Source organism: Leisingera sp. ABD4_442, from assembly GCF_056160905.1.
Genome location: NZ_JBSWYB010000046.1, coordinates 1 through 21,424 on the forward strand (window position 1 = coordinate 1; position 21,424 = coordinate 21,424).

Annotated in this window: 12 protein-coding genes; 6 read left to right on the forward strand and 6 right to left on the reverse strand. The window is 67.5% G+C overall.

The annotated features are described in order from the left end of the window. Positions 1-456: 456 nt before the first annotated feature. The gene (locus ACXAHG_RS21345) at positions 457-2,811 is read right to left on the reverse strand and encodes a response regulator (protein ID WP_475060566.1); all 2,355 of its coding nucleotides are present in this window, start codon (positions 2,809-2,811) and stop codon (positions 457-459) included. A gap of 148 nt (positions 2,812-2,959) precedes the next feature. Here ACXAHG_RS21345 and ACXAHG_RS21350 point away from each other — a divergent pair, with 148 nt between their 5' ends. The 3 genes from ACXAHG_RS21350 to ACXAHG_RS21360 all read left to right on the forward strand — a co-directional run bounded on the left by ACXAHG_RS21350 (position 2,960) and on the right by ACXAHG_RS21360 (position 11,450). Further along, the gene (locus tag ACXAHG_RS21350) at positions 2,960-8,407 is read left to right on the forward strand and encodes an alpha-2-macroglobulin family protein (protein ID WP_475060569.1); all 5,448 of its coding nucleotides are present in this window, start codon (positions 2,960-2,962) and stop codon (positions 8,405-8,407) included. Between the two features lie 170 nt (positions 8,408-8,577). Beyond that, positions 8,578-10,575, forward strand: coding sequence for a penicillin-binding protein 1C (gene pbpC, locus ACXAHG_RS21355; protein ID WP_475060590.1), 1,998 nt, complete (start codon positions 8,578-8,580; stop codon positions 10,573-10,575). A 26-nt stretch (positions 10,576-10,601) separates the two neighbouring features. Further along, a complete protein-coding gene (locus ACXAHG_RS21360) occupies positions 10,602-11,450 on the forward strand; it encodes a 2-keto-4-pentenoate hydratase (protein ID WP_475039842.1) in 849 nt (282 codons plus the stop codon). Positions 11,451-11,597: 147 nt separating this feature from the next. On the opposite strand, the gene ACXAHG_RS21365 is transcribed toward ACXAHG_RS21360, so the two are convergent. The 4 genes from ACXAHG_RS21365 to ACXAHG_RS21380 are packed head-to-tail and all read right to left on the reverse strand — an operon-like array spanning position 11,598 to position 18,345. Then, positions 11,598-13,640, reverse strand: a complete 2,043-nt coding sequence (locus tag ACXAHG_RS21365; protein WP_475060572.1) for a hypothetical protein — start codon at positions 13,638-13,640, stop codon at positions 11,598-11,600. A 9-nt stretch (positions 13,641-13,649) separates the two neighbouring features. Beyond that, positions 13,650-16,451 (reverse strand): DUF4159 domain-containing protein, encoded by a 2,802-nt coding sequence (locus ACXAHG_RS21370; protein WP_475060575.1) that lies wholly within the window; start codon positions 16,449-16,451, stop codon positions 13,650-13,652. Next, positions 16,448-17,341 carry a DUF58 domain-containing protein gene (locus tag ACXAHG_RS21375; RefSeq protein WP_475039837.1) on the reverse strand — a complete coding sequence of 298 codons (894 nt, stop codon included), beginning with the start codon at positions 17,339-17,341 and terminating at the stop codon, positions 16,448-16,450. The genes ACXAHG_RS21370 and ACXAHG_RS21375 overlap by 4 nt, the downstream gene beginning before the upstream one ends. Further along, the gene (locus ACXAHG_RS21380) at positions 17,338-18,345 is read right to left on the reverse strand and encodes an AAA family ATPase (protein WP_475060577.1); all 1,008 of its coding nucleotides are present in this window, start codon (positions 18,343-18,345) and stop codon (positions 17,338-17,340) included. Before ACXAHG_RS21380 ends, ACXAHG_RS21375 begins: the two co-directional genes overlap by 4 nt. 64 nt (positions 18,346-18,409) lie before the next feature. Between ACXAHG_RS21380 and ACXAHG_RS21385 the strand changes: the two genes are divergently transcribed. Beyond that, a complete protein-coding gene (locus ACXAHG_RS21385) occupies positions 18,410-18,994 on the forward strand; it encodes a DUF1285 domain-containing protein (protein WP_475039833.1) in 585 nt (194 codons plus the stop codon). A 132-nt stretch (positions 18,995-19,126) separates the two neighbouring features. Here the strand turns inward: ACXAHG_RS21385 and ACXAHG_RS21390 are convergent, their stop codons facing one another. Beyond that, entirely contained in the window at positions 19,127-20,086 is a 960-nt protein-coding gene (locus tag ACXAHG_RS21390) for a DMT family transporter (protein WP_475039831.1), read from the reverse strand. Between the two features lie 163 nt (positions 20,087-20,249). Here ACXAHG_RS21390 and ACXAHG_RS21395 point away from each other — a divergent pair, with 163 nt between their 5' ends. Together ACXAHG_RS21395 and ACXAHG_RS21400 are read left to right on the forward strand one after the other, a co-directional pair. Beyond that, positions 20,250-21,002 carry a hydroxypyruvate isomerase family protein gene (locus ACXAHG_RS21395; RefSeq protein ID WP_475039829.1) on the forward strand — a complete coding sequence of 251 codons (753 nt, stop codon included), beginning with the start codon at positions 20,250-20,252 and terminating at the stop codon, positions 21,000-21,002. 89 nt (positions 21,003-21,091) lie between these two features. Continuing rightward, positions 21,092-21,328, forward strand: coding sequence for a DUF2798 domain-containing protein (locus ACXAHG_RS21400; RefSeq protein ID WP_475060579.1), 237 nt, complete (start codon positions 21,092-21,094; stop codon positions 21,326-21,328). The last annotated feature ends 96 nt before the right edge of the window (positions 21,329-21,424 follow it).

Consider the following 21,424-nt stretch of genomic DNA (forward strand, 5'->3'; position numbering starts at 1 on the left):
AAGAAAAAAAAAGGAATGGGGTCGCCACCACCCTTCATACCAAGAAATACAACACAGTCCCTTTCTTTCCCTACGCCCCCCCCACCCCCCCCCCCCCCCCCCCCCCCCCCCCCCAAGGCCGCATAAGGGCGTCACCGGCGCAGCCGGTGCGCCCGTGGGCGCGGGAGCGCTCCGCCCGGGTCAGCGTGCCGGATGTGCGGGAGAGCGCGGTCCGCCTTGCGCAATGGGTTAGGGTCAGGATCCATTCATCCTGCACCGCTGTTGCGCGAACAGCTGTAAGACAGGGGGGGAGCGCGCCGGGACTGGCGGTGTCAATTCCAAGCGGTCAAAGCCGCTGCCCTGAAACGGTTCGCACGTCCGCAGGATGGCTGGGCTCTGCCCTTCGGCTGCTGCAGCTGTTTGCATCCGGGCAAATACCTGCAAGGGATGTTTTCAGCCGCTCAGCCGCTCAGCCGCTCAGCCGTTGCCGGGCACCGCCGCCTGGATTGGCGCGCTGCCAAGGTCCAGGGCCTGGGTATCAGCAGGCAGGCAGGAGCGGATCTTTTCATGGATCAGCGCCTTGCGCAGCGGCTTGGTCAGGTAATGGTCCAGCCCGGCCGCCAGGATCCCGTCCGAATCCCCGGCCATGGCATGGGCAGTCAGCGCCACAACCGGGACATGGCCGCCGGTCCCGGCCTCCAGCTTGCGGATCTCGGCGGTGGCCTGCTTGCCGTCCATCATAGGCATGGAAATATCCATGAAGATCAGGTCCGGGTTAAAGGTCCGGAACGCCTCGACCGCCTCCAGCCCGTTGTTTGCAAACTTCAGATCGATGTTCAGCTCTTTCACCATTTTGCGGAACACCAGCTGGTTGGTCTTGTTGTCCTCAGCTGCCAGCACCCGCATCCGGCGTTGCGCCAGAGCTGCCGGCGGCACGGCCGCCAGGCTCTCAGCAGGTTGTGCTGCAACTGCCGCGGGTGCAACGGCCTGGGGCCGGGCATCCGCTTCCGCCTCTGCAGAAGGCAGCACAGGCGGCGGTTCCGCCGCTGCAGAAGGCTCTGCCCCGGCACCGGGTGCCGCGGCCCCCGGCCCGCTGCGCTCCGGCCCGCCGGCCAGTTTGGCCAGCTGGCTGAACAGTTCGTCGCGCGGCGCCGGGGTCTGCAGCACCCCATTCACCAGGGCGCGGATCTCCGGGTCGTTGGCGGCCTGCGGGCTGGAATTCAGCAGCAGCACCGGAACCCCGCCCCAGGACCCGGCCTTCAGATCGCGGGCCAGCTGCACCCCGTCCAGCGCGGGCAGGTTGTGGCCGCTGATCACCAGATCGATGCTGTCCTGTATCGCTGCCATCGCCGCGGCCGCGGTCTCGGCAGTGGTCACATGGATGCCCAGCATCAGCAGATGCTTTTGCAGGATCTCGCAGTTCAGCGGCACATCGTCCACCAGAAGCACATGCCGCAGCGAGCCGGGCAGCTTCGGCAAGGCCAGATCTTCCGGCCCCTCGATCGGCAGCGGCAGACGGAAGCCGAAGCAGGAGCCTTGGCCTTCTTCGCTGTCGACCCAGATCTCGCCGCCCATCATCTCGATCAGCCGCTTGGAGATCGCCAGCCCCAGCCCGGTGCCCTCAAACTTGCGGTTGCGCTCATCCTCAACCTGATTGAACTCGCCAAAGACGTGTTCGATTTTCTCGGCCGGTATGCCAATGCCGGTGTCCTCAATCGAGATATGCACCGAGCACTGCCTGTCCTCGGGCGAGGAAATGCCGGTCACCCGCAGGGTCACATGGCCCTCCTTCGTGAACTTGACCGCATTGCCTGCCAGGTTGGTCAGCACCTGGCGGATACGCCCCGGGTCGCCGGTAAAGCGTGTCGGCAGGAACAGGTCGTAATCGACCAACAGTGCCAGCCCCTTGTCCCGGGCCGTCGGCTGCAGCAGCATCACCACCTCGTGCAGGCTGCGCTCCAGGTCGAAGGGTTCGGGGTGCAGCTCCAGCTTGTCGGCCTCGATCTTGGAATAATCCAGAACGTCATTGATGATGACCAGCAGCGCCTCGCCGGAGTTCTTGATCGTGCTGGCATACAGCCGCTGTTCCTCGTCCAGTTCGGTGTCATTCAGCAGTTCGGCCATGCCCACCACCCCGTTCATCGGGGTGCGGATCTCATGGCTCATATTGGCGAGAAAGGCGGACTTGGCCCGGTTGGCGGCCTCGGCCCGGGCGCGGGCGGCACGCAGTTCCTTTTCATAGCGCACGGTCGAGGTGATATCGAGCGCCAGCGTCACCATATCGCCGCCATGGCCGCGCTGATCGATCAGCCGCAGATAGCGCTCATCCCAAAGCTGGACCACAACCGGCGCCGGGGCCGGCGACAGCCAGCGCTCATTCATCATCGTGCGCCAGGCGTCCGGCGCCATCTCGCCGGTGTTGATCAGCCCTTCATCGGTCAGCAGCTGCAGGATGCGCACATAGGAAATCCCGGGCGAGACCTCCTCCAACCCGTCAAAGATATTGAGATAGGCGGTATTGGCGCCGATCAGCTTGCTGTCGGCATCAAAGAAGGCAAAGCCGTCCTGAAAGGCCTGGATCGAATGCCACAGCCGCCGCTCTGCCGTTTCAATCTTTTCGTTTGCCGTATGGAGGTCGGATTTCACCTTGGCGTTTTCGTCGCGGACGGTTGCGACCTCTGCCTGGGTCTGGCCGATCTGCTTGGTCAGCGCCAGCGCGTGGCGTCCCAGTTTGCGGTTGGCAGCGGACAGCTCGGCCTGCTTCAGCTCAAGCAGGCGTTCGGCGGCCAGACGGGCGCGCCTTTCTTCCGCTAATTTGTTGGCAAGGCTCATCCCTGCAAACTCCGGCAAATCAAAATACGTTCGGCCCGCAGCAATCTTCACGCACCGATTGCAGCAGGCTGCCTGTAAAGTGTTACGCGGGTGAATCTTGCTATGGCGTTAAGCCCGTGCCAGCCTGCCTCCAGTTTTGGAGGGTGTCATGCCGCGTCTGTTTTCTGCAATTTTCATTATCTGCCTTGCTATTTTAACGATCCGCCCCGCTGCCTGGGCCGGGCCGGAGGTGCCGGGATTCCGTTATCAGAGTTTTGCCAACACCGATTTTTTCGGGTCTGACCTGCAGCCGTTGTTCGACACAGACATGGCCTCCTGCGCGCGGGCCTGTTCGGCACAGGCCGATTGCGCAGGTTTTGTGTTCAACCAGCGGGCCAATGCCTGTTTCCCCAAAACGGACCTGCAGCAATCCAGCCCCTATGACGGCGCAATATCGGCGCAGAAACAGGCAGTTCCGGCCGGTGTCGCCGCTGCTGCCGCTGCCCGCGCTGCGCGGCTTGGGCCTGCTGCCCGCCAGCATCTGGCGGGCGCGGCAGATCTGGCGCGGGATCTGGGGCTGGATTATCCGCTCGCTACCCGTGATGCGGCAGAGGCGTTTGCCTTTGCCCGGTCGCTGCGCCGCTCGGGTGAGCCGCTGGCAGCGCTGCGCTGGATGGCACAGGCCGCGGTGCTGAGCGATTCGGCGCAGGATTGGACCCGTTTGTCGGACTATTTCCTGCGGGCCGCGCAAGAGACCGGCAACCGCAGCCAGCAGCGCCGCTACCGGCAGCGGGGCCAGCTGGCGGCGCTGAACGGCTATTTGCGGGCTGCGGCGCCCGAAGACCAGGCCCAGGCGCTGCGCCAGGCGGCAGAGGCGGTGGAAACACTGGGCCGCGGGCGGGACATGCTGCCGCTCCTGCATCTGGCGGAGGAGATCATCCCGCTCAAGGCCAATGCCGAACTGCTGAATTATGCGATCCGCAAATACGGCTTCCGCATCACCTCCAGCACGGTGGAAAGCGACAGCGCCGCACCGCGCATCTGCGCCGAGTTCTCTGAGGATTTGGAACAGGCCGGCACCGATTACGAAAATTACGTGCGCCTGCCCGAGGCCAGTCTCGCCGTCACCGCCCAGGGCCGCCAGCTCTGCCTTGACGGGGTGGAGCACGGCAAGCGCTACCGTATCACCCTGCGCCGCGGCCTGCCCGCCGCCAGCGGCGAGCAGCTCTATAAGGACGTTGAGCTGACCCACTACGTGCGCGACCGTGCGCCCAAGGTCCGCTTCCCGGGCCGTGCCTATGTGCTGCCCGCGGGCGGCGCGGCGGCGCTGCCGGTGGAAACCGTGAACCTCACCGCCCTCGACCTGCGGCTGCGCCGGGTCAGCAGCCGCAACGTGCTGCGCACCCTGCAGGAGGGGTACTTCGCCAAGCCGCTCTCCCATTGGGAGGACAAGCATTTCGCCGCGGATATTGCCGAAGAAATCTGGACCGGCAGCGCCGATGTGGACACCGCTATCAATCAGGAAATGACCAGCCGCCTGCCGCTGGATCAGGCCCTAACCGGGCAGAAACCAGGTCTTTACGCGTTGACCGCCCGGGTGCCGGGGGCTGACCCCTACGACGATGCCGACGCCACCCAGTGGTTCGTGCTGACCTCCCTGGGCCTTTCCACCATGTCCGGCAGTGATGGCCTGCATGTGCATGTGCAGGGCTTGGCTGATGCCAAACCGCGGGCAGATGCCGAGATCAGCTTGATCTCCGCCGCCAACGAGGTGCTGGCAACCCAGACCAGTGACGCCAGCGGCTATGTGCATTTCGCCCCCGGCCTGACCCGCGGCACTGGCGGCGCGGCGCCGGCGCTGATCACCGCATGGGCGGGGGAGGGCGATTTCACCTTCCTGCCCCTCAATGACGCCGCCTTTGATTTGTCGGACCGCGGCGTTTCGGGCCGTCCCGCACCGGGGCCGGTTGATGTGTTCCTCGCAACCACCCGCGGCGCCTTTCGCGCCGGTGAAACCGTGCATGTTACCGCGCTGGCCCGGGACAGCAACGCACAAGCCATCGATGGCCTGCCGCTCACCGCGATCTTGTTGCGCCCGGACGGCGTGGAATATACCCGCCAGACCTCCGCCGCTGGCCATCAGGGCGGCCATGTCTTTGCCCTCGCCACCGGCCCCGCCGCCCCGCGCGGCACCTGGCGGATCGAGATCAAGAGCGACCTCAAGGCCCCCGCGCTGGCCAGTCGCCAGATCCTGGTCGAGGATTTCCTGCCCGAACGCATCGACTTTGAACAGGAGGTTACGAATGCCGACAGCCTCCAGCCCGGCGGCGCAGCCAAGATTGATCTGCAAGCCGATTACCTGTTCGGCGCTCCCGGCGCGGGCCTGAAGGTAGAGGGCAGCCTCCGCCTCACCGCCGCAAACACACTGGAGCAATGGCCCGGCTTCCGCTTTGGCCGCTATGATGAGGTGTCTTCTGCCCAAACCGAATATTTCGGCGGCCAGGAGACCGGAGCCGACGGCAGTGCGACTTTTCCGGCCAGCCTCCCCGCCGCGACCCCCGCAGAGGGCAAGCCTCTGCTGGCAACCCTCACCACCCGCGTTGCCGATGGTGCCGCCCGCCCCGTGGAACGCTCACTGGAGCTGCCGGTCCGCCCCGCTGGTCCGGTCCTTGGCATCAAACCCATGTTTGACGAGGTCGCGGCAGAAGGCTCTGAGGCAGGCTTCGAACTCATCGCCCTGGCCCCGGACCTGACCCCGATGCCGATGCGCGTGAAATGGACACTGAACCGGGTCGAGACCCGCTACCAATGGTATCAGCTCTACGGCAATTGGAACTGGGAGCCCATCACCCGCCGCACCCGCATCGCCACTGGCGAGGCGCAGCTGGGCAGCGACCCGCTGCCGCTGTCGCAGCCCGTCGATTGGGGCCGTTATGAACTAGTGGTCGAGCGTCTCGACGGCGCTTATGCCTCTGCCGCCTATGACTTCTATGCCGGCTGGTACGCGCCTGAAGGCAGCACCGAAACCCCCGCCCGGCTGGACCTGTCGCTGGACCGCGAAAGCTACGCCCCCGGCGACACCGCCCGCCTGCGCATTGTGCCGCAAGCAGCCGGCACCGCGCTGGTTTCGGTGGTCTCCAACCACCTGATCCACCGTATGGCAGTGGAGGTCCCGGCCGGCGAAACCGTGATCCCGCTGCAGGTGACGAAGGATTGGGGCAGCGGCGCCTATGTGACGGCTACCGTGATCCAGCCGGTGGCAGGCGACCGTGGCCGCACACCCCTGCGCGCCCTGGGCCTGGCCCACGCCAGCGTCACCCAGCCCGGCCAGCAGCTGCAGTTCGCGATTGACGTCCCTGAGGTAGTCCGCCCGCGCGGCACGCAAGTGGCAAAAATCCGTGTGAATGGCGCGGCGGAGGGCGAGGAGGTCTGGCTGACCGTGGCCGCCGTCGACCTCGGCATCCTCAACCTCACTGGCTTCACCAGCCCCGATCCCAGCGCGCATTACTACGGCCAGCGCCGTTTAGGCGTGGAGCTGCGCGACGTTTATGGCCGCCTCATTGACCCCGGCAACGGTGCGATGGGCCGCATCCGCTCCGGCGGCGACGCGGACAGCGGCATGAAGATGCAATCGCCGCCGCCGACGCAGGACCTGGTGGCGCTGTTCTCCGGCCCCTTGCAGGTGGACGCCAATGGCGAGGCTGAATTCCCCCTGACGCTGCCCGCCTTCAACGGTACCGTGCGGCTGATGGCGGTGGCCTGGTCGGGCAAGGCCTTGGGACAGGCAGAGGCCGACATGCTGGTGCGCGATCCTGTGGTGGTCACCGCCTCGCTGCCGCGCTTCCTGGCGCCGGGCGATGAAAGCCGCGCCCGCATTGAAATCGTCCACGCCGACGGCCCCGCCGGTGAGATGGCCCTCAGCGCCGGCACCGCAGGCGGCCTGACACTGGGCAGCCTGCCCGCCTCCGTCACTCTGGCGGAGCAGGGCAAGACAGTGCTCGAACTCCCAGTCACGGCTGAAACCGTGGGCGACCACGAACTGATCCTGGCCCTCACCACCCCGGACGGACAGGAACTGCGCCAGACCCTGCGGATGCCGGTCCGTGCCAATGATCCGGTGACGTCCCAGACCCGCCGTTTCACTCTGGCAGCTGGCGACACTTTCCTGTTCAGCAAGGACGTCTTCACCGGCCTGCGCCCCGGCACCGCCCGTGCCACCATCTCCTCCGGCCCGCTTGCCAAGTTCGACGTGCCGGGCCTGCTGGCGGAACTGGACCAGTACCCCTACGGCTGCACTGAGCAGGTCACTTCCAAGGCGCTGCCGCTCCTCTACCTCAGCTCTGTCGCGCAGGCGGCGGGGCTGGGCGACGGCCCGGCGGTGGATGCGCGCGTCAACGCCGCCATCCGCCAGGTGCTGACCCGCCAGGCCCCCTCCGGAGCCTTTGGCCTCTGGCGCGCCGACAGCGGTGAGTTCTGGCTTGATGCCTATGCGAGCGACTTCCTCAGCCGCGCCCGTGCCCAAGGCTACGCGGTTCCGCAGCAGGCCTTTGCCCAGGCGATGGACAATCTGCGCAACCGCATCAACTACGCCCCGGATTTCGACACAGGCGGCGAGGAGATCGCCTATGCCCTCCTGGTGCTGGCCCGCGAAGGCGCGGCCCAGATGGGCGTCCTGCGCTATTATGCGGATGTGAAGGGTGAGGGTTTCGCCACACCCCTTGCCGCCGCCCAGCTAGGTGCCGCGCTTGCCGCCTATGGCGACCAGCGCCGGGCTGACCGGATGTTCGCCCGCGCCGCGCAGATGATTGGTGCTGAGGCGCAAGGCGAGGCCCGCCTCTGGCGCGCCGACTTCGGCACAAGGCTGCGCGACACCGCCGGTGTTCTGGCGCTGGCAGCGGAAGCGGGGTCTGAGGCGGTGGATCGCGTCAGCCTGTCGGCTCGGCTCTCGAACGCATCCGGCACCCTCTCCACCCAAGAGTCCGCCTGGACACTGATGGCTGCCCACGCGCTCACGCAAAACCCCGAGGACTCTGGCTTACTGGTCAATGGCCAGCCGATCCAAGGCCCGTTTGTTGAGGGCGCAGACGGGCAGGACATGCCGGAACTGGCGCTCACCGCCGCCAATGGCCGGACGGTAGAAATCACCCTCACCACGCTTGGCGTGCCCGAGGTCCCGCCCGCCGCGGGCGGCTTCGGCTACACGATTGAGCGCAGCTACTACACGCTGGAGGGCCAGCCGCTGGATGCGCAGTCCGTTGCAGCAGGCGCGCGGTTCGTGGCGGTCCTGCGGGTGAAGCCGCATGAGAAGACCGGTGCAAGGCTGATGATCAACGATCCGCTGCCTGCGGGGTTTGAGATCGACAACCCCAACCTGCTGCGCTCCGGCGATCTGCGCGATCTCGACTGGCTGAAGCCGGCCACGGCCGAACACGCCGAGTTCCGCAGCGACCGCTTCCTGGCGGCGGTGAACGTGCGCGATGCCTCTCCGGTGACTCTGGCCTATGTGGTCCGCGCGGTAACGCCCGGCGTGTTCCACCACCCGGCGGCGTCGGTTGAGGACATGTACCGCCCGGCGTACCGCGCGCGGACCGGCACCGGGCGTGTGGAGGTCAGGTGAAACGCCTGTTCAACAGAACTAAGGGCATTGCCCGTCCGCGGGTGGGCGAGTATCGCCCGCCGTCGTGCTGCAAGCACGCCTCCGGCGTGACGGGGGCGGACGGGCAATGCGCGGCCTATCTGCCAGGCAAAAGATGGAAATGGTACACCGCCATATTGGTGGTATTTCTTATGTCGGCCTTCGCAACTTACCGCGCCTTCGACACCTGGATTGACCGCACAAACCTCCCCCTCACCCTCTCTGAAACCTCCACCGAAGTCCTTGACCGCAACGGCAAGCTCTTGCGCGCCTACCCCGTGGATGACGGCCTCTGGCGCCTCGCCGTCACACCTGCCGATGTCGATCCGCGCTTCCTGCAGATGCTCCTGCGCTACGAGGACAAACGCTTCCGCTCCCACGCCGGCGTCGATCCCGTCGCCCTCCTGCGCGCTGCGGGCCAGGCGCTGTGGAACGGCAGAACAGTCTCCGGCGGCTCCACCCTCACCATGCAGGTCGCGCGCCTCCTGGAGGACGGCACCACCGGCCGCTGGTCCGGCAAGCTGCGCCAGATTCGGGTGGCGCTGGCGCTGGAACGCCGCCTCAGCAAGGACGAAATCCTCACCCTCTACCTGACCCACGCCCCCTATGGCGGTGCGGCAGAAGGCATCCGGGCGGCCACTTACAGCTGGTTCGGCAAGGAGCCGAAACGCCTGACACCAGCGGAGGCCGCGCTGCTGGTCGCCTTGCCGCAATCGCCCGAACGCCGCCGCCCCGACCGTTTCCCGAAGGCCGCCAGCGAGGCCCGCGACCGGGTGCTGGAGCGCATGCAGCGCCAGGGCCTCCTGACCAACGAACAAACTGAAGCCGCCCGCCGCACCCCGCTGCCGCACCAGATGGCCGCCTTCCCGCGGCTCGCGCCGCATCTGGCGGACCGGGTGGCAGCCCAGCACCCTGGCAAGCACCAGCTGCGCCTGACCCTCGACAGCGCGGTGCAATTTCGGTTGGAAACCCTGCTGAAAGAGGCCGCCCGCACCAGCCCGCGCCTCTCCGCCGCCCTCATCACAGCCGACCACCAGACCGGCGAGGTGCTGGCGATGGTTGGCTCCCCCGGCTATTCCGACGCCACCCGCCGCGGCTTCGTCGACATGACCCAGGCGATCCGCTCCCCCGGCTCCACCCTGAAACCGCTGATCTACGGCCTCGCCTTTGATCAGGGGCTGGCGCATCCGGAAACCCTGATCCACGACGGCCCGGTCAATTTCGCAGGCTACGCGCCGCAGAATTTTGACGGCGAATTCCGCGGCGACATAACCGTGCGCGAGGCGCTGCAGCTGTCCCTCAACATCCCCGTGGTGAAACTGACGCAAGAGCTTGGCCCGGCCCGGGTGATGGCGTCCTTGCGCGCCAGCGGCGCCAGGCCGGAACTGCCCGGCGGCGCGCCGGGGCTGGCGCTGTCACTCGGTGGCCTCGGCATCAGCCTGCAGGACATGGTGCAGCTTTATGCCGGGCTGGCGGCAGGCGGGCAGGGGCCGCAACTGCGGGTGATGCAGGGCGAGACACCCCAGCCCGCGGGCCGTCTGACCTCACCCGAGGCCGCCTGGCAAGTGGCCGACATCCTGCGCGGGCTGCCGGTGCCAGCTGGCGCGCGCGCCGGCACCATTGCCTATAAGACCGGCACCTCCTACGGCCACCGCGACGCCTGGGCGATCGGATGGGACGGGCGCCACGTGATCGGCGTCTGGATGGGCCGCGCCGACGGCACGCCGGTGCCGGGCATCTTCGGCGGCGATCTGGCCGCGCCAGTGCTGTTTGAGGCCTTCGGGCGGCTGAAACCCGCGCTCGACCCGCTGCCGCCGCCACCGCCCGCCACGCTGATCATCAGCTCCGCAGACCTGCCGCCGCCCTTGCAGCGCTTCCGACCGCGCGACGCGGCATTCTCTGAAACTGCTGACGCGCCGGAACTGATCTTCCCGCCCGACGGCGCCCGGCTGATGCTGGAGGGCGCGGACCTGACCCTCAAACTCCGTGGCGGCACCGCTCCGTTCATGGTCATGGCAAACGGGCTGCCGGTGCTCACAGGCCAGCGCCGCCGCGAGTTCTCCGTGCCCAGCCCCGGCCCCGGCTTCTCCTCGCTGGTGATTGTCGATGGCGCCGGCCGCTCCGGCGGGGTTAACCTGCGCATCGATTGATCCCGAAATTTACCCGAGGCCCTTTCATGCTGAAACCCCTCCTTGCCGTCTGCGCCCTTGCCCTCACCGCTCCCGCAGCCATGGCCGCCTGCGCCAGTGATGCCGAAATCGCCGTCTTCGTGGATAGCTACATCGCCAAGACCCCAGCCCGGGCTTTGTCGCCCGGCGGCAGCATGGCGGATGCGCTCTGCTCGCAGGCCAAACTCGCCACCGCGCTGGAACCGCATATGGGTCCGGTGATCGGCTACAAGGCCGGCCTTACCAGCAAACCCGCGCAAGACCGCTTCGGCGCCACCGAACCCGTGCAGGGCCTGCTGTATCAGAACATGATGCTGGAAGACGGCGCCACGCTGGACGCGCCTTGGGGCGCCATCCCAATGGTTGAGGCCGACCTTGTGCTGGTGGTTGCAGATGCAGGCATTAACAGCGCCACAACGCCAGCGGAGGTGCTGGCCCATATCTCCGCCGTCCGCCCCTTCATCGAATTGCCGGATCTGACACTTGCCAAGGGCCAGCCCTTCACCCCGGAAACCATCACCGCGATGGGTGTTGGCACCCGCCTCGGCGTCCTAGGCACACCGGTACCTGTAGAGGACCCGGCAGCAATGGCCCGGATGCTGGAGGAGATGTCGGTCACCCTGCGCGACGCGGCCGGCAGCGTGCTGGTGCAGGCACCGGGCCGGGCGGTGCTGGGCAATCCGGTCAACGCTGCCCTGTGGCTGCGCTCCAAAGGTGTGGAGTTCAAACCGGGCGACATGATTTCAGTCGGCTCCTTCGGCCCGCTGTTCCCGCCGCAAAAGACCAAGGGCGGTGTCAGCGTTACCTACAATGGGCTGCCGGGCGACCCGGCGGTTGAAGTGTTCTTCAAAGAATAATCCGCAGGCCGGCGGGACGAGGTGTTTCGCTTCGGGCATTGCCCGAAGCGACCCGCGCCGCGCCTTTGGCGCGGCGCTTGGCCCAACCAGGACGGATTCCGCAAGGAAGCCGGGAATGGGCGGGAGCGCCCCGGTTGCGGCAGCCGCCTAGCGCCGCCCCTCGCGCAGCCAGCCTGCGACGATGAAGAAGGATGCCAGCAGCAGCGCCAGCCAGCCGGGCAGCAACGGGCCTTGCGATACGGAAAGCGTCTCGTAGGCCTCCCGCGGTGTCAGGCCGATCCAGCCGCGCCCCGAAGCGGGCCGCCCGTGCCGCACACTGCGCAAGGCGGGCATCCCGTCCTCCAGCCGCAAGACGCCGCCGCGCAAAGGTTCCAGCATCGGTGCCAGTATGGACCCGGTGGCAATGGTTTCCTCGAATTCCTTCGGCGCCGCAGGTCCAAGCCCCACCACTGTGCTCTCCTCGCCCTCTTCCAGCCGGTACAGCCCCGGTTCCGGCCCCTCATAGCGGGTTTCCCACTGGCCCGGCGCGCTCGGACGCAGATCCAGCGCCACGGTGGAGCCATCGGGTGCAGTCACTGTCACCGGGCCAACCTGTCCCGCCAGCGTTCGGCGCAGGATACGCATCCGCTGGCCTGTCACCTCGGCCCAAAGCGCCTCCTCCTCCAGCTCCGGCTCCTTCATCATCCAATGGGCCAGCCGGCGCAGCAGCTCCAGCTGCGGCCCGCCGCCCTCATAGCCGCGGCTCCACAGCCAGGCATGGTCCGAGGCCAGCAAGGCCACACGGCCCTCGCCGACCCGGTTCAGCACCAGCAAGGGCCGCTCGCCTGCACCGCTCATCAGCACATGGCCCTCCGGTGTGCGCAGTTCGATTTGACGCAGCCAGCGGCCCCAATCTGCCGCCCCTTCCAGCCCCGAGGTCACAGGATGCTGCTTGCCCAGATCGGTCACCGCAGGGCGGTAAGCTTCCTCCAGCACCCGCGCTGAGGGTTCCGCAGGCAGGATCAGCGACAGCGGCGAGCGGTAGATACTGTCAGCGCTGGCAAAATCGGGGCCGGCCGCCACCAGCACCGCACCGCCGCCCATGGCGTAGTTGGCGACATTGTCCAGATAAACCGCAGGCAGGATGCCGCGCCGCTTGTAGCGGTCAAAGATGATCAGGTCAAAATCCTCGATCTTCTCCAGGAACAGCTCGCGGGTGGGGAAGGCAATCAGCGACAGCTCCTCCACCGGCACCCCGTCCTGCTTCTCCGGCGGCCGCAGGATGGTGAAATGCACCAGGTCCACCGCGCTGTCGGATTTCAGCAGGTTGCGCCAGGTGCGCCCGCCCGCGTGCGGCTCGCCGGATACCAGCAAGACCCGCAGCCGGTCGCGCACCCCGTTGATCTGCACCAGCGCGGTGTTGTTGCGCGCGGTCAGCTCACCCGGCTCTTCCGGCACTGAGAACTGGATCACGTTGCGGCCGCCATGCTGCAGCACCATCGGCAATTCGAAATCCACGCCGACCGGCAGGGTGAACCGCTGCGGTTCATCGCCCCCGACCGAGATATCCAGATCGGCAAAGCCGCCCTGAACCGGCACCGCGCCCTGATCCTCGATCCTGAGCGTCAGCCTCACCGGCTCGCCGATGATGGCAAAACCGGGGGCGTTCCTGACGATCAGGCGGCGGTCCCAATCGTCCGCGCGGCCGGTCAGCAGCAGATGCATCGGCGCGGGCAGGTTCACCGGCTGACCGGCGTCATGCACTTGCCCGTCAGACAGGGCGATGATCCCCGCCACCCGTGCCCGCGGCTCATCCGCCAGCGCCTGCGCGACCGCCGTCATCAGCCGTGTACCCTCGTCGCCCTCGCCATCCGGCACGGTGACCCAGCGCACATCGGTGCCTGGGCGGGCGTCCAGCGCCGCCTTCAGCTGGCTGCGCGCGCGTGCCATCTGCCCAGGCCTGTCGCGCAGCTGCTGGCTGGCGGTTTGGTCCTCTGCCACAATCACGATGTCGCTCAGCGGTGCGCGGTCCTCGCTCTGATGCACTGGGCCTGACAGGGCCGCCATAAGCACCAGCGCGGCCAGCGCCCGCAAGGCCCAGCCGGACAGCCCCTTCCACAGCCCCAGCAGCAGGACAGCAAACGTCACTGCCCCTGCGGTCCAGATCACGGGCCAGGGCACCAGCGGATCGAACAGGATCGTCTGTGTCATCTCACGCTCCTATTGTCCCAGCCGGTCCAGCAAAGCCGGAACATGCACCTGGTCGGATTTGTAATTGCCGGTCAGCACATGCATCACCAGGTTGACGCCGAAGCGGAACGCCAGCTCCCGCTGCCGCTCCCCGGCATAGCCGCGCCCGACGGGCAGCAAGGGCCGCCCGTTTTCATCCACCGCCCAGGCCGCGGCCCAGTCGTTGCCGCCGATCACCACCGGCGTCACCCCGTCGTTAAGGTTGCGGAAAGGGATGCCCTCGGCCTGCTCCGCATCCGGCGGGGCCGCCTCGACCCAGACCGGGCCTCGGGCATGACGGCCCGGAAAGGCCTGCATCAGGTAAAACGCGCGCGTCAGAACATGATCCTGCGGCACCACCTCCAGCGGCGGGATATCCAGCGGCAGCGCAATCTGCTGCAGCCGCCGCGCCGCCGGGCTGGTCGCGCCGGAGGCCGTCAGATCCGAATCGCGGGTGTCGAACAGGATCATCCCGCCCGCCCGCAAGTATGTGTTGAGCTTGCCGTAAGCCTCTGACGACGGCAGCGGCTGATCGCGGGTGACGGGCCAGTAGAGCAGCGGGTAAAATGCCAGTTCATCGCGCTCCAGATCGACAGCCGCCGGCGCGGCCGGCTCGACCGAGGTGCGGAAGAACAGCGTGTCCGTCAGCCCGCGCAACCCCGCCGCGGCAACCCGGTCCACCTGCGCATCGCCGGTCAGCACATGTGCCAGCACCAGTTCCGCCGCCAGCGCTGCCGCCAACTGATCCGCCTGTGTCTGCTCTTGGGAGGGAGCAAGGGCTTCCTGCGCCCGCAGCTCTTGCGCCGGAACCAGCGCCGCCAGCCCCAGCGCCGCCGCCAGTGCCGCAAGGCGGGCGCGGCCCAGCAGGCCGGAAACCGCCAGCGTGCCCAGCACATCCAGCGCCAGAAGCCCCAGCGCCAGCGTCAGAAGCGCGCCGCCCAGCGGCAGTTCCTGCGGCGCGCCATAGCCGCTGACCGCGACCGAGGCAGGCCAGCGCGCCGCCATCAGCTCATCACCCGGGCGCAGCACATTGCGCGCCAGCATCCGCCGCCCGCCGTCATAGACCCCGGGCCGCAGCTCCGGCCCCGCGGGCGCCGCCACCAGATCCGGGCCTGCCACGCCGGGCAGCGTTTCCGCCGCTTCCAGGCGGCCGAAACCGTCCAGCACCTCCACCGGTGTCCAGGTGGTACCTTCCAGGTCCTCCGCCTTGGGCTGCGCTGCAGAGGAGGACACCGCCAGCCGCTCCAGCATCGACACGAACAGACCGGACAACGGCAGGCTGCTCCACTCCGCATTGGCGGTCACGTGGAACAGCACCACCTGGCCTTGGCCCAGCGTCTTGCGGGTGACCAGCGGCGTGCCGTCCGCCAGCTCCGCAATCACCCGCTCCGCCAGCTCCGGGTCCGGCTGCGCCACCACCTGCGAGCTGATCGAGACCTCGTTTGGCACCTCCAGCCCGTAGAACGGCGAGCCTTCTCTAAAGGGCGCAAGCGTCTTCGGCTCGCCCCAGCTCATGGCGCCGCCAATGCTGCGCCCGCCAATGCGCAGACGGACCGGCATCAGCGGCTCCTCGCCCGCGCGGGCAGTATCGCTGGCCGCCAGCCGCGGCCCGGCAAAGCGCAGCAGAAGGCCGCCATTTTCCACCCATTCAATGACCGCCTCTTCCTGTGCCGGCGCCAAGCGCGCCACATCGGCCAGCACGATCACATCCGGATTGGCCGGCAGCAGGTCCCGCAGCGCGCCTTCCAGCAGCTCGGCTGAGGGCGCCAGCGCCTGGCGCAAGTAATGCAGTGGCGACAAGAGGGCGAGACCCTCATCGGCACTTGCAGAGGAGACCAGCGCCACCTCCCGCCGCCGCAGGCTGTCGTCCGTCAGCGCCACAGCGCCCGCCGATTTCACGCCGCTGATCTCAAATCGCGACAGCCGCGCGCGCAGTTCGGCGGGCAGCGACAGTTCAGCCGAAGCCACCCGCGCCCCATCCGCAAACCGCAGCGGCAGCGACGCCAGGCTGCGCTCGGTGCCGCCCGGATCCTTGCCCTGCGCCACCACAGCGATCTCCTGCGCAGGCCCGCCGCGGCTGCGCTGCACGGTCAATTCAATCGCGCTGCCGCTATAGCCCGCGGGCATCAGGCCCAAGACGGGCAGGGGCTGTTCAAAAACTTCAATCTCACCGCGCTGTCCCAGCGCCTCGATCAGGCTCTCGCGGCCCGGATACGTCAGACCGTCGCTGAACCAGACGGTGTCAAACCCGCCCTCAGAGCCGCCGATCACCGCCAAGGCCTGCTGTACTTGCTCCGGCCCCGGCTGCCAGGGCAGCGGCGCCAGCCCGGCCAATTGCCGCTGCCAGTCGCTGGCGGCGCGGAATTGCAGGGCCTCCGGCGCGCTCAGGCGCAGCACCGCCACAGGGCGTTCTGCCCGCCCGGCCTCGTCCAGCTGCACCGCGGCCTGGGCGCTGGTCTGTTTCCAGCCTGCCGCGCCGCCCCAGCTGGCGTCCATCACAATGAGCAGCGGCCCGCTGCCGCCCGCATCCTCGGTTGCGGGATTCAGCACCGGCCCTGCCAGGCCGACGATCGCGGCCGCCACCGCCAGCAGGCGCAAGAGCAGCAGCCACCACGGCGTGCGGTCGGATAGGCTCTCGTCATCCCTAAGCCCCAACAGCAGCGTCACCGCCGGGAACGGCTGCCGCTTCGGCGCGGGTGGAATGGCGCGCAGCAGCAGCCACAGCACCGGCAGCGCCAGCAAGCCCAGCAAAAGCCAGGGTGCGGTAAAACCGATGCCTGCAATCATGGTCATGGCGCGGTCCGTTCCAGTGCATGGTAAAGCCACATCAGCGCCGCCTGCGCCGGATCGCCCGTGTGATGCTGCCCGAACCGCCAGCCGGCTTCGCGGCAGAGCCGGTCCAGCGCATCCCGCCGTTCCGCCAGCCGGTCCAGATAGCGCTCCTGCAGGGCAGAGGCCTTCAGTGTTTCATGTGTGACACCGCCCGCGATGCTCTGAAACAGCGTGCGGCCGGAAAAAGGAAAAGCCTCCTCTGCCGGGTCCAGCACCTGCAGCAGCACGCCCCGCACCCCGCGCGCGGCTGCCTTGGACAGAGCCTGTTCCACCGGCTCATAAGGCCCCAGAAAGTCTGAGATGAACAGCGCCCGCGCATGCGGGATCAGCGCCCGGTGGCCGGGCGGGGCGTAATCCTCCGCATCGTCATCGGACAGCGCCTCTGCCAGCCGCAGGATCTGCACATTTCCGCGCCGCGGCGGCAGCGTGCCGCCAGTCAGGCCCACCCGCTCGCCGCCTTGCACCATCAATACGGCAGCCGCGAGGCCCAACAGCCGCGCATGGTCTGCCTTCTGCGGCAGCTTGGGCGTGGAGGCAAAGCGCATCGAGGCACCGGTATCGACCCACAGATGCACTGTCTGGGCAATCTGCCATTCCCGTTCGCGAACATATTGCACGTCGCCCATAGCAGAGCGCCGGTGGTCGATCATTCGGCGGCTGTCGCCCATCTGCGCCGGGCGGTACTGCCAGAAATCATCCCCCGTGCCCGCCCGGCGGCGGCCATGCTCGCCCATCAGGACGGACCCCGCCAGATGCCGCGCCTGCACCAAAAGGGGCGGCAGGGCGCTGGCCTCGGCCTCCGCCCGGTGCCGCAATCCGGTTGCAGCGTCAGAGGCCGCAGGCCTTGTCACGCGGCGGCCCCGGTCCGGGCCAGTTCGCTCGCCGTTTCTTCAATGAGCGCCGCCAGGCTCTCACCCCGCGCCCGGGCGGCAAAATTCAGCTGCATCCGGTGGCTCAGCACCGGTTTCGCCATGTCCAGCACGTCCTCTGCGTTGGGCGCCAGCCGCCCCTGCAGCAATGCCCGCGCCCTGACCGCCAGCATCAGCGCCTGCGCCGCCCTCGGTCCCGGCCCCCAGGCCACGGTCTGCGCCACATGGTCCGACACGCCCGGCTCATCCGGGCGGAAGGCGCGCACCAAATCCAGGATCATCTCGACAACCGACTCGCCCACCGGCATCCGCCGCAGCAGGGTCTGCGCCGCGATCAGCTCAGCGGCGGTAAACACCTGATAGGCCGCGTCTTCCTCAACGCCAGTGGTCGCCAGCAAGATGTCCCGCTCGGTCGCGCGGTCCGGGTAATTCACGTCGATCTGCAGCAGGAACCGGTCCAGCTGCGCCTCCGGCAGCGGATAGGTGCCCTCCTGCTCGATCGGGTTCTGGGTCGCCAGCACATGGAACGGCGCACCCAAGGGGCGGTCCTCACCCGCCACCGTCACCTGCCGCTCCTGCATCGCCTGCAGCAGCGCCGATTGCGTCCTGGGGCTGGCCCGGTTGATCTCATCCGCCATCAGCAATTGGCAGAACACCGGCCCCGGCACAAAACGGAACGAGCGGTGCCCGTCCTCTGCGGTGTCCAGAACTTCCGAGCCCAGAATATCCGCAGGCATCAGGTCCGGCGTGAACTGAATCCGGCTGCCATCCAGCCCCATTACGGTGCTCAAGGTCTCCACCAGCCGGGTCTTGCCCAGGCCGGGCAGGCCGATCAGCAGCCCGTGGCCGCCGCACAAGAGCACCGACAGCGTCAGGTCCACCACCCGCTCCTGGCCGATGAATCGCTTGGTAATCGACTCGCGGGCCTGTTTCAGCTTGGCTTCCAGCGCCTCGATGCCGGCCAGCAGATCGTCGGTTTCAGGCATGTCATTCCTCGTTTCCAGGATATATGCTGTTACTCTATCGTGCTGACAGGAAATGGCAAAAGCAATGAGCGGACAAAAAGCTGTGACACCCGGTGCCGAAGGCATCGCCGCGTCGGTGAAAGCGGCCGGAAAAGGCAAAGGTCTGCCGCCCGTCCACCTGTGGAACCCGCCGTTCTGCGGCGACCTCGACATCCGCATAGCCCGCGACGGCGCCTGGTACTACCTCGGCACGCCGTTCAACCGGTTCGAACTGGTCAAGCTGTTCGCCTCGATCCTGAAGCTGGAGGAGGGCAAGTACTTCCTGGTGACCCCTGTAGAAAAGGTCGGCATCACGGTTGAGGACGCGCCCTTTGTTGCGGTGGATTTCGATGCTGAAGGCGTGGGCCGGGATCAGGTCATCACCTTCACCACCAATGTCGAGGACACCGCCGCAGCAGGCCCGGAGACCCCGATCCGGGTGGAGCGCGATGCGGCGAGCGGTGAACCCTCTCCATACGTGATGGTGCGCGCAGGGCTGGAGGCCCGCATCGACCGCAAAAGCTTCTACCGGCTGGTTGAGCTTGGCGCCCATCACGACGACTGGTTCGGCGTCTGGTCCGGCGGCGCGTTCTTTCCGCTGATTCCGTCCGCCGAATTGGATATTGAATAACGTTCCTTTCTGCCTGTCGCGCCAGCGGCAGGCACGCGTCCGCCCGCCCCACGGCGGGCGCGTTCCGCTCCCGCCCGGGCGAATGCTTACCGTTCAAACCAATTCTGTTGCTTCTTGCTGGTTTGAGCTGGCTTACGCCTGGCTGCCGCCCGCTGTCTCCGCCAGCTTGGGCCGCTTGTCCTGCGCAACCACAACGCCCAGCCCCACAACGGCGGCGCCGACGGCCTGCGGCCACTCCCAGCTCTCGCCCAGGAACAGCATCAGGATCATTACGTAAAACGGCGCCAGGTTGGTGTGGAAGGACGCCAGCGCCACCCCCAGCCGGTCCACCGACGACAGCCACAGCAGCTGGCTCAGCATCACCGAAACCAGGCCGAAAATCAGCAGCATCTGCAGCTGGTAGCCATTCACCGGCGCCCGGGGCAGCCATTCCCCGCCCCATAGCGCCGTGCAGGCTGTCATCGCACTGGCCAGCAGCAGCCCGCCGCAGATGGTGACGGCACTGCGCCCCGAGGGCGATAGATCCGGCAGCGCCCGCACCGCGGCGGAGCTTGCCCAGGTGTAAAGCGTGATCGCCGCCGCCGCAGCAGCAGCCCCCAGCCCCAGCTCGGCACCGCTGAGCGAACTGGTAGCGATGATGCCGCCAATCACCGTTGCCGCTGCCCCCAGCATAAACCGCACCCCCAGCCGCCGCTGACCCTGCAGCATCTCGATTACCCCGCCGATCACCGGCGCCGCCGAGCAGATCAGCGCGGCTGTGACCGCATTGGTCAGCACCTGCGCCTGGATGAGCAGATAGGCGCTGGCGCCAAAGCCGAAGAAGCCGATCATCAGCCCCTTGCGCCAGGGCGCGCGCAGCAGCGCCTGCACCCCCTCGCGCATCACCCACAACAGCAGGATGCCGCCCGCCGCCAGCACCAGCCGCGCCGCCAGCAGCACCACCGGCGGCCAGGTCTGCAGCAGCACCTCCGCAGCCGGAAAGCCGGCCGCCCAGGTGATCATTGCGGCTGCCGCCAGGGCATTGCCGCCCAACGCATCGGCGCGCGGCGAAACAGGCTGGCCTGCGGGCAGGCGCTCGGGGCTCATCGTCATCACTGCTGTCCTTCGGGGTTCCAGCGGAAATACGCCGGTTTTCCCGCAGTTGCAGCCGAATCTCCCGGACAAGTCTTGCGGGAAAGCGACAATGCGTCGTTTTCTGTATCTTGGCGTCACGGTTTCGCGCGGGATAAACCATCGTGAAGCCAGGAGAAACTTGATGCCCAGATTCGCCGCCAACATCTCGATGCTGTTTGCCGAGCTGCCCTATCTCGACCGCTTCCAGGCCGCGGCGGCGGCGGGGTTCGAGGCGGTGGAAATCCTTTATCCCTATGAGCTTGCGGCCAAGGAAACCCAGCGCGCGCTGCTGGCCAACGGGCTGGAGCTTCTGCTGATCAACGCGCCGCCGCCGAATTACACCGGCGGCATGCCCGGCTATGCGGCGGTGCCGGACGGGGTGGACCGCTTCCAGCGCGACATCCGCCGGGTGCTGCGCTACGCCGAGGCGCTGAAGGCGGGCAAGATCCACGTGATGGCGGGCTACGCCAAGGGGGCAGAGGCGCAGAAGACCTTTGTCGAAAACCTGAGGTGGGCCGCCGACCGGGCCCCGGGCCAGCAGTTCACCATCGAACCGCTGAACAGCGGCGACCAGCCCGGCTACTTCCTGGATGACTACAATCTTGCGATGGAGGTGCTGGCGGCCGTGGACCGGCCCAATGTCGGCCTGCAGTATGACGCCTACCACGCCCAGCTGATCCACGGCGACGCGGCACGCGTCTGGCAGGAGTTCGGCGCCCGCGCTGTCCATGTCCAGATCGGCGCCGCGCCGGGGCGCTGCGAGCCGGGCACCGGGCCGGTGGACTTCCAGGAGCTGTTTGCCGCCATCGACGCCAGCGGCTATGACGGATGGGTCAGTGCCGAATACACGCCCTCGACCCGGCGCACCGAGGACAGCCTCGGCTGGATGCGCTGAGCCGCCGCAGGCTGTAAACACATTCGTGAATTGAGATGTGTATTAGTGGCCTGCATAAGGCTTCTGTGACTTTTGGAAGGATGCCGCCGATGCTGCCTGCCCGTTTTGCGCCTGTTCTGTTCAGCCTGATCCTGTCGGGGATGATGTCCTGCCTGGTGACCTGCGTGGCAACCCTGCGGACGCTTGGGCTGGCCGAAGGGTTCACCAGCGCCTGGATGAACGCCTGGAGCCTGAGCTGGCCGGTGGCCTTTGCCGTGGCCTTCACCGCGGCGCCGCTGGTGCGCAGGCTGGTGGCCAAGCTGGTCAAACAGCCCGCCGGAAGCTGACACCGGGCTTCAGGAGGGCAGGCGGGGTGCTCCCGCCCGCTGCAAGCTGCATCTGCGATGCATCAGCAGCCGTTGGGCGTGGCGCCGCTGGCGCGG

Excerpts from the sequence above, each read along its gene's own strand:
- ACXAHG_RS21345 (WP_475060566.1), bottom strand. The coding sequence starts at position 2,811 with ATGAGCCTTGCCAACAAATTAGCGGAAGAAAGGCGCGCCCGTCTGGCC.
- ACXAHG_RS21350 (WP_475060569.1), top strand. The coding sequence starts at position 2,960 with ATGCCGCGTCTGTTTTCTGCAATTTTCATTATCTGCCTTGCTATTTTA.
- pbpC (WP_475060590.1), top strand. The coding sequence starts at position 8,578 with ATGTCGGCCTTCGCAACTTACCGCGCCTTCGACACCTGGATTGACCGC.
- ACXAHG_RS21360 (WP_475039842.1), top strand. The coding sequence starts at position 10,602 with ATGCTGAAACCCCTCCTTGCCGTCTGCGCCCTTGCCCTCACCGCTCCC.
- ACXAHG_RS21365 (WP_475060572.1), bottom strand. The coding sequence starts at position 13,640 with ATGACACAGACGATCCTGTTCGATCCGCTGGTGCCCTGGCCCGTGATC.
- ACXAHG_RS21370 (WP_475060575.1), bottom strand. The coding sequence starts at position 16,451 with ATGACCATGATTGCAGGCATCGGTTTTACCGCACCCTGGCTTTTGCTG.
- ACXAHG_RS21380 (WP_475060577.1), bottom strand. The coding sequence starts at position 18,345 with ATGCCTGAAACCGACGATCTGCTGGCCGGCATCGAGGCGCTGGAAGCC.
- ACXAHG_RS21385 (WP_475039833.1), top strand. The coding sequence starts at position 18,410 with ATGAGCGGACAAAAAGCTGTGACACCCGGTGCCGAAGGCATCGCCGCG.
- ACXAHG_RS21390 (WP_475039831.1), bottom strand. The coding sequence starts at position 20,086 with ATGACGATGAGCCCCGAGCGCCTGCCCGCAGGCCAGCCTGTTTCGCCG.
- ACXAHG_RS21395 (WP_475039829.1), top strand. The coding sequence starts at position 20,250 with ATGCCCAGATTCGCCGCCAACATCTCGATGCTGTTTGCCGAGCTGCCC.
- ACXAHG_RS21400 (WP_475060579.1), top strand. The coding sequence starts at position 21,092 with ATGCTGCCTGCCCGTTTTGCGCCTGTTCTGTTCAGCCTGATCCTGTCG.